This is a genomic window from Microbulbifer maximicatervae (SeqCode) (assembly GCF_052468295.1).
Window position 1 is genome coordinate 2,971,295 of the sequence record NZ_CP174340.1, and the last position, 15,653, is coordinate 2,986,947.

Annotated in this window: 13 protein-coding genes; 10 read left to right on the forward strand and 3 right to left on the reverse strand. The window is 47.5% G+C overall.

The genetic code is table 11. The features are described 5' to 3' along the window. Positions 1–36 precede the first annotated feature (36 nt). A complete protein-coding gene (locus ACJJIQ_RS13545) occupies positions 37–939 on the forward strand; it encodes a LysR family transcriptional regulator (protein WP_445358761.1) in 903 nt (300 codons plus the stop codon). Positions 940–1,118: 179 nt separating this feature from the next. On the opposite strand, the gene ACJJIQ_RS13550 is transcribed toward ACJJIQ_RS13545, so the two are convergent. After that, the gene (locus ACJJIQ_RS13550) at positions 1,119–1,877 is read right to left on the reverse strand and encodes a substrate-binding periplasmic protein (RefSeq protein WP_445362171.1); all 759 of its coding nucleotides are present in this window, start codon (positions 1,875–1,877) and stop codon (positions 1,119–1,121) included. A gap of 184 nt (positions 1,878–2,061) precedes the next feature. On the opposite strand from ACJJIQ_RS13550, the gene ACJJIQ_RS13555 reads away from it, so the two are divergent. The 9 genes from ACJJIQ_RS13555 (at position 2,062) to ACJJIQ_RS13595 (ending at position 9,714) form a co-directional block, all read left to right on the forward strand. Further along, positions 2,062–2,484: a nuclear transport factor 2 family protein gene (locus ACJJIQ_RS13555; protein WP_445362172.1), complete on the forward strand. Its 423-nt coding sequence runs from the start codon at positions 2,062–2,064 to the stop codon at positions 2,482–2,484. Further along, complete coding sequence (locus ACJJIQ_RS13560; protein WP_413662861.1) at positions 2,481–3,329, forward strand: M90 family metallopeptidase; 849 nt, start codon at positions 2,481–2,483, stop codon at positions 3,327–3,329. Before ACJJIQ_RS13555 ends, ACJJIQ_RS13560 begins: the two co-directional genes overlap by 4 nt. 126 nt (positions 3,330–3,455) lie before the next feature. Then, the gene (locus ACJJIQ_RS13565; protein WP_445362173.1) at positions 3,456–4,160 is read left to right on the forward strand and encodes a thiaminase II/PqqC family protein; all 705 of its coding nucleotides are present in this window, start codon (positions 3,456–3,458) and stop codon (positions 4,158–4,160) included. A 168-nt stretch (positions 4,161–4,328) separates the two neighbouring features. Then, positions 4,329–5,279, forward strand: coding sequence for an IS5 family transposase (locus tag ACJJIQ_RS13570; protein ID WP_445362174.1), 951 nt, complete (start codon positions 4,329–4,331; stop codon positions 5,277–5,279). A 266-nt stretch (positions 5,280–5,545) separates the two neighbouring features. Further along, the gene (locus tag ACJJIQ_RS13575; protein WP_445362175.1) at positions 5,546–6,019 is read left to right on the forward strand and encodes a hypothetical protein; all 474 of its coding nucleotides are present in this window, start codon (positions 5,546–5,548) and stop codon (positions 6,017–6,019) included. 247 nt (positions 6,020–6,266) lie between these two features. Further along, complete coding sequence (locus tag ACJJIQ_RS13580) at positions 6,267–6,596, forward strand: YceK/YidQ family lipoprotein (RefSeq protein WP_445362176.1); 330 nt, start codon at positions 6,267–6,269, stop codon at positions 6,594–6,596. A 538-nt stretch (positions 6,597–7,134) separates the two neighbouring features. After that, positions 7,135–8,214 (forward strand): acetyltransferase domain-containing protein, encoded by a 1,080-nt coding sequence (locus ACJJIQ_RS13585; protein WP_445362177.1) that lies wholly within the window; start codon positions 7,135–7,137, stop codon positions 8,212–8,214. A 290-nt stretch (positions 8,215–8,504) separates the two neighbouring features. Next, positions 8,505–8,774 carry a hypothetical protein gene (locus tag ACJJIQ_RS13590; RefSeq protein ID WP_445362178.1) on the forward strand — a complete coding sequence of 90 codons (270 nt, stop codon included), beginning with the start codon at positions 8,505–8,507 and terminating at the stop codon, positions 8,772–8,774. Positions 8,775–9,198: 424 nt separating this feature from the next. Beyond that, entirely contained in the window at positions 9,199–9,714 is a 516-nt protein-coding gene (locus ACJJIQ_RS13595) for a hypothetical protein (protein ID WP_445362179.1), read from the forward strand. Positions 9,715–9,754: 40 nt separating this feature from the next. Here the strand turns inward: ACJJIQ_RS13595 and ACJJIQ_RS13600 are convergent, their stop codons facing one another. Both ACJJIQ_RS13600 and ACJJIQ_RS13605 read right to left on the reverse strand, forming a co-directional pair. Then, positions 9,755–13,762 carry a translocation/assembly module TamB domain-containing protein gene (locus ACJJIQ_RS13600; protein WP_445362180.1) on the reverse strand — a complete coding sequence of 1,336 codons (4,008 nt, stop codon included), beginning with the start codon at positions 13,760–13,762 and terminating at the stop codon, positions 9,755–9,757. Next, on the reverse strand, positions 13,762–15,561 hold the full coding sequence (locus ACJJIQ_RS13605) for an autotransporter assembly complex protein TamA (RefSeq protein ID WP_445361331.1): 1,800 nt from the start codon (positions 15,559–15,561) through the stop codon (positions 13,762–13,764). The genes ACJJIQ_RS13600 and ACJJIQ_RS13605 overlap by 1 nt, the downstream gene beginning before the upstream one ends. Positions 15,562–15,653 lie beyond the last annotated feature (92 nt).

Sequence of the window (15,653 nt, forward strand, 5' to 3'; positions counted from 1 at the left end):
CCATTAAATTTATTCATGGATTGCTCGGTTACAGCTATGCTAGAGCGCACGCACTTAACAATAATCCAGGCCGTAGACCATCACGGTTCGCTAACCGCAGCGGCCAAGCACCTTTGCCTAACCCAGTCGGCGCTGAGCCATACTGTGCGCAAGTTGGAACAGAACCTCGGGGCCCCTATCTGGTTGCGTGAGGGCCGCAGCTTGCGCTTGACCCAGACCGGTGAGTATCTGCTTGGATTGGCCAACCGTGTCCTGCCACAACTGGAACATGCTGAGAGCAAGCTAAAGCAAATGGCTCAAGGTGAGCGCGGTACCCTGCGTATCGGTATGGAATGCCACCCCTGCTATCAGTGGTTACTGAAAGTAGTGTCGCCATTTCTGGAAGATTGGCCGGACGTGGATGTGGATGTTAAGCAGAAATTTCAGTTTGGAGGTCTCGGCGCTTTACTGGGTTACGAGATCGACCTGCTAGTTACCCCTGACCCTTTCTATAAAGCCGGACTGCGCTTCGATCCCGTATTTGATTACGAGCAGGTGCTGGTAGTCCCTCGAGATCACCCGATGGCAAAGCGAAAGTACCTGACAGCAGAAGACCTACGGGATCAGGTGTTGTTAACTTACCCCGTGCCGCCGGACCGCCTGGATATCTATACCCAGTTTCTCAACCCTGCGGGCGTGGTGCCACTGCGCCACAAGACCAGTGAAACTACCGATATCATGCTACAGATGGTGGCCAGCGGCCGCGGGGTCGCAGCCCTGCCTCGCTGGCTTGCAGAGGAGTACTCCACCAAGCTGGCACTATCGGTGGTGCGCCTCGGGCGACAAGGTATTGCCAAACAGATTTTCTTAGGAACTCGTGAAGACGATAGCGAAGTTGAATACCTGAGCGCTTTTATCAAACTGGCCAGAGGTTATGAGCACTCAGAAACTGGGAACTAAGACCGATAAGATTTATCGATAATCCCGCAAGAATTCATTAAACAGCAAGTTTCTATTTGCCGACAACGAACTAGATGCAGTAGGTCCGAACCCGCCCCACCACACCAATCAAGAAAGGCCTAAATCACAAGATCCAGGCCCCTTCTTTCTCGATTAATTGTTCCGCAATTTCAGTCTATCTACTTACAAATATCCTGCTTTTGCACCACATCGTATTTCTGCAATAGGGCTTTGTAGCGGCCACTGCTGCACAGCTCTGCCAGCCCGCGATTAAAGTCATCTCGCACTTTCTCATCGCGGAAACCGACTCGAAAGTCTGTCATCATCGGGAATATCTGGAATAGGTCAACCTGAGCCATGGTATGACCCATTTTTTTGCTGTAGTGCTTAAATAGCTCCATATCCACCACGGCGACCGCATCTGGCATTTTCCAGAATTGGGCAACCAGGTCACGAGCTGTTGGCGCCTGCATAACATTCTGTTTCTGGGTGCCATTAGGCCCAAACATTTTTTCAAATTCGGGCCCAAGGTCCATGGGAGCTCCCTGCCAAGTGATCACTTTCTTACCCGCGAGATCTGCAATACTGCCAATCTTCATTTCTGCGCTGGCTTTAGCAATGGCGTAATTGGCGAAGCTGATCATATTGTTCGAGTAAAATAGGCCATCATTCTTCTTGAGTACATTCACCGCTGCCTGAACCATACCCTGCTCAAGTGCCGGGGCCGTCTCCGCAAACCCCATCTGTACGAACTCCAACTTATAGCCAGGGAGAGCTTGCCGAACGATATCTATTTCCAAACCACTGGTCGCACCGTCAATCACATAGGGCGGTGCATCCCCCGCGATCGCTACTTTTAACGGGGTTTCGCCGGACTGGGCCAGCACCTGGGTGCAGACTCCAAACATCAAGACAAAAAAGGCCAATAGCAAACGCATAAGCTTCTCCACAGTGACAGGAAAATCACCCAGACGCTCTAAGTGTTGGCAGACATCCCCCATTTATCAAGCTTCGCTTCCGGATTACTCTATCCACCCGAAACCTTGAATTCGGCAGTAAACTCCCCATTCTAAAACCAGGCAAATAGTAATTTGTCGCAACTGGGGCATACCGGGTAAAACAGTGATACATGAGATTGCCGATATTCTGATTGAGAATGAAACAAAGCTGCATCAGTTCGAGATACGCAAAGACCCTGAAGTCATTTGCAAGCTACTAAGCCCTGATTTTATAGAGGTAGGGAAATCCGGGCGGACCTTTGATTTCAAGGCAATAGTGCGATCAATGCAACAGGAGGAAAATACGGGCTGGGAAATTCACAGCCAAAACTATGAATGCATTCCTCTCTCTGACACAGTCATTATGCTGTTGTATAAATCTGCACGGCGAGGCCAGCAAGGGGAGTACAAGGGGTTTTGTAAGCGATCATCTATTTGGGTTAGAAGTAAAGGGCAGTGGCAAATGAAATTTCACCAGGGGACTCCCTGCCAAGAATTTAAGCTGGAAGATAATATCTCACGCAAACAACCGGCGTTTAAGCTGTGAGTGCTTTTATCGCAATTATCCTGCTGGCCCTGGCGATATGGCTGGTCCCCCACTTCTACCGACAGTGGCGCATTTTTTACCTCCGCTCACAACCCTTAACACGGGAACAGCTACAACTCATTAGGGAAAATCTTCCTCTCTATCACTACCTTAACTCCAATCAACAGCAAGAGTTATGCAGTAATATCGCCCTGTTTCTCCACGGCAAAGAGTTTGTCGGTTGCGAGGGGCTTCAGGTCAATGAACGCATGAAGGTGGCCATCGCTGCCCATGCCTGCCTACTCCTATTGGGCCGCAAGAATGAATGCTACCCCAACCTTTACAGCCTGTTGCTCTACCCGGACACCTATGTCGCTCACGAAACACGTCGGGAAGGCTATATAGAAACAGCCAGGCACAGTGCCCGTGAAGGGGAGGCACATTATCGTGGACCCGTAGTCCTCTCCTGGGGTGACCTGGAGAAAGATTTGCAATCGCCTGAACGGGGCCACAATGTCGCCCTGCACGAGTTCGCCCACAAAGTCGATGAAGAGGATGGTTACTTTGATGGCCGCCCTCTATTTGAAAGCAGTGATGAAGGGGCCACCTGGGCTGAGGTTATGAGCCGGGAATTCCACCGTTTGAGACAAAGAGCTGAATTCGGTGAGTTTCCTGGTGATACACCCTCTGTGCTCGATTTATACGGCGCCCAGTCTCCCGCTGAGTTCTTTGCTGTAGCAACAGAAAGTTTCTATACGATCCCAACGGCTATGCACGCCTTACACCCGGAACTCTATAAGGAGTTAAGTCATTTCTATCGAATTGATCCCGCCGAATTAATACGCGGAAAAAGTACTGTGGCCTGACAAATACGCTACCAGTCCGGTTTCTGTCCTCCTGCTATGCTTATTTCGTGCACCAGCGGAGTTGGAATAGTGGCCAATACGCATTGTTTAAGATTCGCTCTTGTGGGACTGGTTGTTCTTTTAGTCATGACTCAACCGGCCACAGCAGATATCGCCACAAACCAACAGGATGCAAAAGCTCTGATAGAGCGCCTTGAAAAACTGTATCTCAAGGGCCCTACTCCTGTCTTTGTTCTACAGCTGGAAAAAAATACTCTACCGGACGCTAAGTTACAGGCTTTTGCAATGGAGCAACGCCTTATTAACTTATCGGACTTGAGAAGTAATGCACTATCTCTGCATCGTTTTGGTGGCTTACCGGGACATAGTACCAGAGCATTTTTTACTCGAATTACGACAGCAGAAATTCAAGCTAATACCCTGCTACCCAATCTGATTCAAGCATTGGGCATCTCACCCGAGCAGATCGCCCAGTACCAACCACTCGCAGGTGCCCAAGCCTATCCAGCCTATACTACCTGGCTAGCCAACTACGCTACACCCGCCGAAATTGCCGCTGCCCTGTTAATAAACTTTCAGAGTTTTGGCAAAAATGCTGAGCGCGTTGCAAAAGCTCTCAAACAAAATAAACGCTTTACTAATGAACAGCTCAGTTTCTTAATGACTTTTAGCCAACTTCCAGAAGGGTTCAGGGAACAGGCTATCGATATAATTGCAAGGGGACTAGCTTCAGGTGTTCGAGAAAATGATATTGCCATTCGCGTGCGGTTAATCCAAACCTATGAGCGGGAGTTTTGGCGGGCATTTGAGGCAAAAATAAATACCAACTAGATTTCTTTATCTCATCTTACTTCTAAAGCTAACATACATCCCTCTGCACAACAAAGAATGTGAGAATAAATCGTTTACCATTTGTAAGGCTCCGAGTATTAGGGAACCTCTGAATAATTCCGAGCCAGTTTGGTAGTATTCAGTTATCCGTCAAGACTACGATAGATTATGCACCAAGTCACCTTTGCCGAAGCAGAATATAAGCTAAAGCGCCGTATAACTCGCCGAGAGAAGTTTCTTTCTCAAATGGAAGCCCTCATCCCATGGCAGCGACTAGAGGCTCAGATCACTCCTTGCTATCCACAAGGCAAACGTCGCCGACAGCCATATCCATTAAGTGTCATGCTCCGTATTCATTGCATGCAGCTATTTTATAATCTCAGTGATCCCGCTATGGAGGATGCACTGTATGAAATTGAATCCATGCGTAGTTTTGCTGGATTGACTTTGAGCGGCCCAATTCCCGATGAAACAACGATTCTTAACTTTCGCCACTTATTGGAGCTCAATCAGATTGGTGCAGCGCTTTTTGATGAAATCAACAAGCATCTTGCTGAGAATGGCATGGTACTGCGTGAAGGCACGATTGTAGATGCCACTATTATCTCTGCGCCAACTTCAACTAAGAATAAAAAGAAAGAACGTGATCCAGAAATGCATCAAACAAAGAAAGGCAATCAGTGGCACTTTGGAATGAAGATGCATATCGGGGTTGATGATGTGCTCGGAGTAATACATAGCGTAGATACAACAGCAGCGAATTCGCATGATGTCACAGCCACAGAGCGAGTCCTCCATGGGGAGGAAGGAAGAGTCTGGGGTGACTCTGGGTACATTGGTGCGGAGAAGCGAGAAGAGTTGAAGGAGCGGGAGGTGGATTGGTACATAGCAATGAAGCCGAGCAAGCTGAAAACTCTTCCTGGGCGTGATGCACTCCGTAAGGCGGAAAAGATCAAGGCGCAGATAAGAGCGAAGGTTGAGCACCCCTTTCGCTACATTAAACGGGTATTTGGTTATGACAAGGTCCGCTATCGGGGACTGTTAAAAAATACTGAGCGGCTGTGCTTGCTAGCAGGCTTTACCAACTTACTAATAGGGAGAAAATATTTGGCCACCTAGGGGTGGTTCGCCTGAAACCCGCCTATTTAGGGTTTCAGATGAAAAATTAGCGGGCTATTACGCGAAAATTACGCGCTTGAGCGTAATAAAGTGAATTTTTCAAGCAGTTCAGCTTAATTCTAGAAAAATGCTTCGTTGATCAGAGGGTCCTTAGTTCTCCGACACCTAAAGAGCGGTGTATTATTATCAGTAAAGCTCTTATATTGATCTATCAGTTGTTGCTTGCGAAATCTCAATAAAACCAGGTCAAATTTCACTGGAGAAGAATGATAATTAATACTGAAAACCACTTTGAGGTGGGAAATAGGGCAATGTCATCTGTACTGTTGCTTTACTACCACATGATTGATGAAGGTGGGTTCGCCAACGGACAAACTGCTTATATCAACTATGATGATTTTAATGGGTACGAATATATTAAAGTCAAATTAACCGAGGAAAACGGGGAGAGTCTTGGTATTAATGAACACCTATTACAACAGGGCGCCACCATCTGGATTTTATGTATTCTTCATAATCATTTCACTGAAGATGATGCCTACCGCCCTTCACGAGATAATAGATTGGTAAAGCTACTTGAGGAGTACGGCACTCGGCATATACCAGAAATATATGACTATCTTAACTGTATACTGCCACCTACAACTCCGTTTGAGTTCCAAATTTATTCAGATGTCCTAACCACGATTTATGAAAAGTATGTCAAGGGATTCTTTATAGACCATATTTCTCATGCTTAAATCACACTGGCAAGGCAGCCTTCCTTGTAATTTATCTAGACAGATCAATTAATCAAAAAAAATGGAATATCAGCATAGACTAAAGTAGAACGATTGTTCCAAGATTGAAATACAATAATGCCAAGGTGTTACAAACCTCACATTGCAATTGGACACTGATGCTACTTTAGCACGTATAAAATATGGAACTGATTTAAAAAATGCTACTCTATAGTCCGCACCAGATCACATCAGCAAGGATTAGTTTGTGAAGCGTATAATTTCTTTAGCATCAGCCTCGATCATTTGTGCCTCATGCGCCACGGTAAAAACCGTTAACCCAAAAGATAACCAAGTAGATATCGCTCATCGAGGCCAAAAGAGCTACTGTGAAAGCATTCCAAGAGTATATAGCGGTACCTCCTACTCCTTTTGTCTAATGAATAGCGAGCCCAGCCAGACTGTAAACACTGGATCAACACTCAACCATATTCCGCTGGAAGCTATAGATGCGGTCTTTTCTGTGGCAGCAGATACGATTGTTTTACCTTATACGGTAATGACCCAAGCAAAGCATGGCAATATCAAAGTAAACTGATAATACTCAATGCAACCTTAAGGTTTCGGGGTTACTAACTATTACTATTCTAAGAGTAACTCTGGCTAAAAAACAGGAATATCTCTTTTACTTACCGAAAAACCTTTACACTGATAATAGGCCGAGATCATATATTCTAACTCATCATTAAATGTCTGATCCGGCCACTAGCAAGCTAAAAGCTGAAGCAAAAAGATAATAATATCGGCTATCTTATGGCAGAGATAAGTTTGAATAGTTAAAGATTAACCTACTTGCACCATCGTTCTTCCATTACCATGCCAGACGACTAAAAATCAATTGGTTGCCTAAAAAATATATGTACAATATTGAAGGAAGCCAGCTCCCGCTTATCCTTAAATGAAAATGGATAACGATAGAGATAGATTACAAATCCCCTTGATCACCTTTCGGCCGACCAAATTTCAAGGTAGTAAAACCTCATTGAGGATCCAACACTATAAAGTTCACTAACTTTGGAGATAACAAATTGCGATATCCAGCAATAGACATCACTAGAGGTATATTAGTAATTATTATGGCCCTCGATCATACTCGAGATTATTGGACTTCGACCCAGTTTGACCCATTGGACCTATCCCAATCGTCCATCTCTTTGTTTTTAACTCGTTGGATCACGCATATATGTGCCCCTGGATTTATATTTCTTACAGGATTGAGTGCCTACTTTCACGGTAAAAAACTTAACTCCAAGCCGGAGTTGGCAAAATTCTTAATACTTCGAGGGTTAGTACTGGTTATCCTCGAACTAACCTTGGTAAACCTCTCTTGGCAGTTTGCTTATAATTACGCTTTTGTACAGGTAATCTGGGCCCTGGGCATATCCATGATCATACTGGCGGGCTTAATCTATTTGCCAATGATATGGACCACCATCGTTTGCCTGGCCGTAATATCCTTACATGGATACCTGAATGATGACTTCATGCGCCAGCTATTAGGTGGCTATGAATGGCTTTGGATTCTTGCGCATGTACGCACTAGTTTTAGACTTTTCGAGTTCAACACCGGGATTTTTGCTGCTTACAATATTATTCCCCTCTTTGCTCTTATGTACCTTGGCTATGTATTTGGGCCTCTTTACGAGATGGCAAACAAGCAACGAGTGCGTCTACTAATAACAACAGCAACTGCGCTATCGATTATATTTATTGCAGTTAGACTAATAGGCTTTGGCGACCCCAATGATTGGAATTCACAGCAGGGGCTTCTGGGCTTTATCAACACCGCCAAATACCCAATGTCGTTCAGCTATATCCTTATGACAATGAGTATAGTTTTCTTGATCATGGCTATCGTTGAAAATCGGCAAAACCGAATACTGGATGTATTGCTCCTCTTTGGGCAGGCCTCATTGTTCTTCTATTTACTCCATGTCCCAGTGATCAATCTGTCCGCACATCTATGGAGCTACTTAGAGTTTGGAGTAGCAACCAATTTCTTCAACGGCTCCAAAGTATGGCCTGAGGGCTACACACCTAACTTACTGAGAACCTATGCTTACTGGATTACTCTGATTGCGATACTTTACTATCCCTGCAAGAAATATCTTCAAAAGAAAAAAGAAAGTGGATCGGTGATATACTCCTACGTATAACTCTTGCACAACTTTATTTCGCATATTAAAAATTCTGCTCTGGGGTGAGAAAAGCCCCAGAGTTGCCTCCCAATCAGGACGATATAGATGTTGCAAAAAATAGACCAGTGGATTGATCAAACACTGATAGACTTCAAAGAAGAGAGACAATCTTGCGCGAGGTTCACAGAGAAGTTTTCAGGGTATTATACGAAAGGATTTCTTAGCGAAAGCTACTTTGTAGTGGTTGATAATATTCCAAAACCGAAGTTCCCGAGCTCTACCAGGCTGGCCTGAGTGACTTTGTCGACATGGAAGTAGCCGGTATCACTTACAAAGATACCTACTTTGTCAAAACACCTTTTGCTGCGGACATTTCCCTCCATTTCCATGAGTTAGTCCATGTCCACCAATGGTCTCTCTTGGGAGCAGAGTCATTTATCAAACGTTATATCAGTGAAATTCAGACCTACGGCTACAACGGTGCACCTCTGGAAAAAATGGCCTACAGCCTGCAAGATAGATTTATGGACAATTGTACTCCAACAGATGTTTTAAGTTACGTTCAGAATCATTTGTAAGCACTCAACGATCATTGGACTTCATCTATAAAAAGGTTACCTTCTGGATAAGTGAAAGTGACCTTTGTGCTACCAGCCAAAATTGACCTTATTGACAGGCTAAACATTTCTACCAAAGCCTGACCATCAAGACACAAACTATAATTTATTAAGTTTTATAGTTTGCAAGCTCCACACCATGCTACAAGCAACCCGACTCTTCCTGATTTTTGCTGCCCTATCCACCTTAAATCTGGCATCAGCAACAACATGTAAGCCCATATTCAATCACCAAGATGACAAAGTGGCCAAAAACAATCGCTGCAGCAAAATCAGCTTTCAACCAAGTAATACGGAAGGATCTGCTGTTATTATTATGGATGGGGACACCAAAGGCTCCTGCGCTTATACATCTGCGGTTCTATGCGGGAATACCGAGATTAGAATGAAAGATATTTCTGCAATTGACTTTAAGGTTGACGTGCCTCCAGGTAAGTGTGGTGCTAAAGAGTGGATTGCCGTTTATATGTTTCCCTGGTGTGAACAACCCGGTGGATGTTGGGCCGGGGGGCAGCGGGAAGTCGATTTTGTAGAAACAACAGGCTCTAATGGTCCGGGAGGTTTCGCTTCCAATTGGGGAGGGCTTCCCAAACAGGCGGCGTGGACAAGCCAAACAGGTCCCCTACAGGTGAAGAGTGGTGCCCAACAGCATATAACTTTTACATCCCGAAAAATCATATCGGGTGAAGCTAGTGGAACCTATCGATGGGATATAAGAGTGTGTGGAGCATCTGCGTCTAAGTGCGATGATTCAAATCAGCTTTGGCATGCCTACCGGGAAAAGGGGCCTGCAATTTTTGATGAATCCATGATGATCGTGATCGACAACTGGGGCGTCAACAATCCACCCCAGCCAGGTTGCACGTTAAAAATAACGGATATGCTGATCACCAAATATTAGCGATGCTTCTTACAACGATAGGGGGTTAGTGGCGAAAACCCTAATAATCTTTTTTCCACTGTAACTCTACACTACCGGAACCGCTGTCACCGTCATCGGCACTTTTAAACTCCAGGTTGAGGTTATCCCTAAGTTCTATTTGCATCTCCGCCTGCCATGGACTGAGAGGATCGGTACTTCTCTGTAATTCCACATAAATTCGATTGGTAATATATTTGCCCAAGCTCAATGCGTACTCATCACCTTCATCTCCCTCCTCCTGCTCAATATTGAGTGTATCCAGGTGCAACAGCTCGCGTGTCTTGGCGATAGGGTCCAATACCGCTCGACCCGACTGCAAACTGCGTACGACACTAACCAAACGAACAGCTTGTAAAGGTGAAATATCTGATAATGACTTCCCAAAAAGCAACTGCGCCAAAATTTCATCCTGAGAGGCCGAGGGGTCAGAGGTAAATGTAATATCCAAGTCCGCAGCAGTGCCTGATATCTGCGCGGTTATTTCTCCATCGCTATATTCATAGACACCTTCAACCAGGATAGCGACCTCATTATTCTCGAAGCGAATTTCTCCATCTTCCAGATCAAATTTCTTACCGAATAAATCAAAGCTGCCGCGAACAATTGTTAATTCGCCGGAGGCTTTTGGCTTATCTGCGGTGCCTCGAATATCCACCACGCCGCGCAATTGAGAATTTAAGCCAAGTCCGCGCACATAGGATTGTTGGTCCAAAACAATCTCTACATCCAATCCAATTTTGCTAAACAGGGGAGAAGATCGCTGCACCTGTGGGCCATCGACCTGAACTTCCACCACCTGGATTTCCGGAACACTGCTGCCAATCCATTGCTCAATCTGTACGGCCAGCGGCTTCAAAGTGAATCGCCCGGTAATTTCTGCATCCTGGGTTGAGCCCGACAAACGGGCATCACCGGATATTGCACCGCGTACTCCCGGTGAGTTCAGCAAGTGGGCCCGACTGAGGCTTAATACGATATCAAAACTGGGCGAGCTATCCGGAGGTAAAAAGACCGCCCCTCCCAGGTTTATCCGCCCACCATCACCATCGGTAGCGCTTCCTCGTACAATCCGCCACTCCTCAGGAGACAGCTGCGCGTAGAAGTTAATATCCGCAATGCGAGTATGGCTCGGTCGGTGCTCATAACGACCATTACTCAATTCGATATCACCGGTTAATAGAGGACGCTGCCAATTTCCGGTACCGTCAACATTGAAACTGAGCAAGCCGCGCATACGGTGGACACGGGGATCAATATATTCCGCAATCACTGACAAATCGGCCGTACCGCGCCCCTGCAATTGGAAGGGCACATTTCGCAGGCCACCAGTTTGATTATTCTCAGCAAATAATTGTTCGAAGATCGGCGCAATCAAGACACTTACTTGGCTATTTACTGCGTTGCTACCGCCGTGTTGGGCAATCAGGGATGCATCCAGCTCTCCATTCTCTGTCTGCCAATCCAACACTATCGAAAGCGGTTGAACCTGAATTCCGCGCTGCCCTCGCCCCAGGGCTTCTCCTGTAGCGCGCAACTCCCCTTGGAATTCAGGCTGCTTGGGACTTCCACCAATACTGGCATAAAGGCTGACATCACCATTACCCGCCCTACCGCTGGAAAAACTATTCGCCAAATCCGATAGATCACCCTGGCCGCGCAACTCTAAATCCAGTCGCTCTGCATTCAAGCTACCCAGTATCGATAATTGGTTGCGACCCGCCCAGAGCAGCTCGATACCATCAGTTACCAGACTCCTGTCTGCATAGTCCAAAGTACCCTGTAAATGCCAGGGCTCCAGATGAAATTCTCCCTGGGCGATCAGGTTGGCTTTAATCTGCGGGTTTGAAATAGCCCCATCAATCCTACCATCCAAGCTCAACTCCCCTTCAAGGGACTTAGGGAGAGAGAGACCGACGAGATCTACTAGGAACAGCGGTAGATTGCGCGCGCCCATATCAATTTGTAATCGGTCTTGCCTAGGTTCGATGGAGCCATCGGCCTGCAACAATGCCACCCCCACCCGACCCAACTGCTGGGCATCTTCAGCGAGAGCTGTCAGACGGCTCTGGCTCTGTGGGGGCTCCGGCTCCCCTTTATCAAAACCTGAGGCAATCACGGGGGACTGAGGGCCTCTGCTCGAGGATGAACCAAACTGGTTGCCATTACCGTTGGTAAATAACTCCAATCGCAGGTCACTGACCTCTATCAGGTCCATATCGCCACTGGCTTCCCCTTTTAAGTTAAAGGGGTAATCCTGCGCGACGCCACTGGAATCCAGTAAAATACTCACCTGGGGATTACTCCACTCCCCCTGGACCGTTACTTCGGAAGATCCCCCTAGGTTTACCCCCTCTGCCTCGGTAACTCCAAGGTCATCGCGCAAACTGATATTTTTGCCGTCGATCTGCCCGTGTAAATCCAGCTGCTTCTGTTCAATATCAAGCTGACCGATTACTTCCAGATTTAGCTTCTCACCGGTAAACACCAATTCATCAATGGTCAGCGCGTGCAGGTTTCCATTTATCGCCGCCGACAACTCACCCTGTAAGTCGTGGTAAGCACTTACTGCACTCAGAGACAAATTGAGGTTTGGGTTTTTCCATGAGCCGATTGCCTCCACACGCAACTGGTGCAAGGTGCCGGATAAAGCAGTGGGAATAACTACCCTATCAGCCTGGGGTAGCGAAGCTACAAGCCGGCGAATTTCTTCAACACCCAACTCATCAATCTCTCCCACCAAATCCAGTGCTTTCAAATTCGTATCTACACTACCGAGCACTTCGATCCGTGCACCGGCAAAGTGCAAAGACAAGGCTTGCAAGTCAATCACACCTGCTTGAGTATCGACCCGGCCTTCCAATTGCAGGGGCTGCTGCCGATAGCTGCTTTCCACTTGTAAGCTGCCATTAATATTCGGCTGTTGCAGGGAGCCCTGCACTGAAAAATCTGCGCTGAGCCAACCACTGTCCAGGATATCCTGCCAAGGGCGGGAAAGTGTTAGCGGGATTTGATTGAGATTAACTGTCGCATTGACACCGTCCGTGCTGATACTGCCTTTAATCGTACTGCGCCGCTCATCGACTCGCAGCCAAATCCCCGTTGAAGACAAGCGCCAGGGATTAATATCGGCTTCGATACTCCCTGTCAGATCCAGCTGATGTTCTGCTAGAGGAGCTGCGATTGAATTAATATCCAGCAGCAGTTTTTCGCCCTGTTTGCGTAGGGATAATTCGCCGCGAGCATCCAATACCTGATTTTCCGGCAGATGCAGCTGTCGGCTGACAAACCCCTGGCCCACCTCACTGGTAGAGAAATTGATTACAAAGCGCTCGCCCTGCATCCGGCCATTTACAGTGAGATTAAACTCGGAACCATTCAGCTCACTCACTTCGATAAATAGCTGCGCCGGCTTATCCTGCCAGCGGTATTGGGCGTTAGCCTGAATAGCAACAGGGGGAATCCCCTTCAACCGGCTGTCCACCAATTGCAGGCGAGCTATATCCAGCTGCGCCAAGCGAAACCCGGGAACTAGCAACTCCCAAGTAGTCGATGGCTGCTCCTCACTGACAACTTCAACCTCTTCTTCGCCAGAATCTGCCAGCGCAGAGAGAAGTTCATTGAGGATATTCAGGTTGAGCAGTAAATCTTTGGCCCCCACTCGCTCGATATCGATGGGATCTCGGGACAAGCTGTTGAGGTTGACCTCCAGGTCCTGGGCTTCGGCAAGCGTATTAGCTCGATAGTCAATTCTCAGTCGCTCGAAAAACCAAAATCCTAATTTTTCACTGCGAATTCCTTCTGCCTCAATTTCGAGGTCGTCCACCAATTGCTCGGCAGCGTAAAAAGCCCCACGAGTAAGGCCGACGCGCCCCGGTTCCGTGCTGAGGAAGTAGATAGCGGACATCAGGAGGAACAGACAAATGCCTGTTACCAGGGAACCCCCAGCACCCAGAGAGCGCCAGAGCCCACGCAGGAAAGCACCCACCCAGTGGGCAACGCCCAGCGCAAACAGGCCCAACCAGCGCATCAGAATGCCTGCCCCAAGCTCACATACACCTGATAGCGATCATCGATGCCCTCACGGCGATCGAGAGGAAAGGCGATGTCCATGCGGATGGGGGCAAAGGAGGTGATATAGCGCACGCCAAAACCCGTTCCCCAGAACAGGTCAGAAAACTTTGGCGCTGCGTCCTCATAGGCATTGCCGCCATCGAGAAAAATTACACCGCCCCAGGTATCCGTAAAACGAAAACGGCCTTCAAAAGAAATCTCGCTGAGTCCCCGACCACCGATAGCATCGGAGAGGGTTTCCTCACCCTCATCATTAATCTCAATAAGTCGCGGACCCAACTCCTGGTAACCATAACCCCGCACGGAGCCACCGCCACCGGCATAAAAGCGCTCATCCGCAGGCAGCTCAAGATTCGACTCCCCTGTAATTGCTCCGGCTTTCAACCTTATTGCCAAGGTGGGCTTATAACGCCAGTCATCGGCTGTTTTATACGCTGTGAGCTGTAGGGTATTTTTAACAAAGGTGGTATTGGTATTTCTAAGATCGATATAGGGTTTTACTTCCAGCGCAGAAGTAGCGCCACGGCGGGCATCCAGGGGTTTATCTGTCGTGTTTAATTTAAAGCCCAGGGGGAAAGCTAACAGTGTGTAGTTTTCATCGGGATCGTCTGCTTCAACTGCTCCTTCCACCTTCTCGTCCACTTCACTGAATTTCAGCTCGGCGCCACCACTCAGCGTGCGATGCTTACTGATTTTTCTCGATACCAGTGCACTGAATGTCAGGGACTCTGAACGGTAGGAATCAACATCCTCACCTTCCAAAGCAATACTGGCGGTCAAGCGTTGCTTGTCATGGAAGAAACGGGGAATAGTAAGCTTGCCTTCCAGGGTTTGCTTTACCTCGTTGAGCTTACTTTCGACTTCAATTTTTTCCCCACGATGGAAAACATTGCGATGTTCCCAGGCTGCTGAAATACCGGCTCCCTCATCAGAGGTGTACCCCACCCCCAAGGTTATGGTGCGGTGATTGCGCTCCTGAATAACAAAAGTAACATCCACCAACCCATCGTAGGGTTCAGAAACTTCAGTATTTACATTGGCAATTAAGTTGGTGCGCAGCAGACGCAACTGCGCAGCATCCAGTTTACTGCGGCTGAAGCAATCTCCGGATTTAATCTTGACCTTATCCAACAGGTAGTCCTCTTCGATAGAGGTGACTCCTTCAATTCGGACTTGGCCAACATGGACTTCGGGGCTGGGGGCCACCCGATACTCCAGTCTCGCAGCAGCTTCCCGGTGAATCACCGTTGCCTGGTAGCTGACATCCACATTCAACAGACAGGCATTTTCATTGAGGTACTTGGTAATTTTTTCTACGCCCTCAAGTACCTTGCTGGCAATCAGGGGATCTCCAACATGGATAGGTAGGCCGCTAAAGCCTGCCCGCAAACCGGCCGGCATATCAATATCCAGGCTCTTGATATGGTACTGGGGGCCGGGAGTGACACTATAGAAAATTTGGTTGCCAGAAACAGACTCATACACAGTGGCATCATAATATCCCTGCGCACGCAGTAATTTTTCCAGGTTACCCCGCTCATAGTGCGCAATATCTGCCGGATCTTCGTAGTTTTCCAACGCACTACTGTTCTTGCGCAACTCGTTGAGTTCGGAGGTCAATTTTTCCTGCAGCTGGGGATCGCCCTGCACCAGCAGGGTAAAACCCGGCAAGCGATCAAAAAATGGGATTGCTGCTACCAGCTGCATTGGCAGCGCTAGAAGGGCAACAAGTAGGGAGACAAAGAGAATTCGCAAGATCTTTATCCAGTGTCAGTAGCGGCTACTCCGCAAAAAATCCGGGTATCCGTTCCCTCCGTAGGCTGGAATATCCAGCTGATGACAACAGC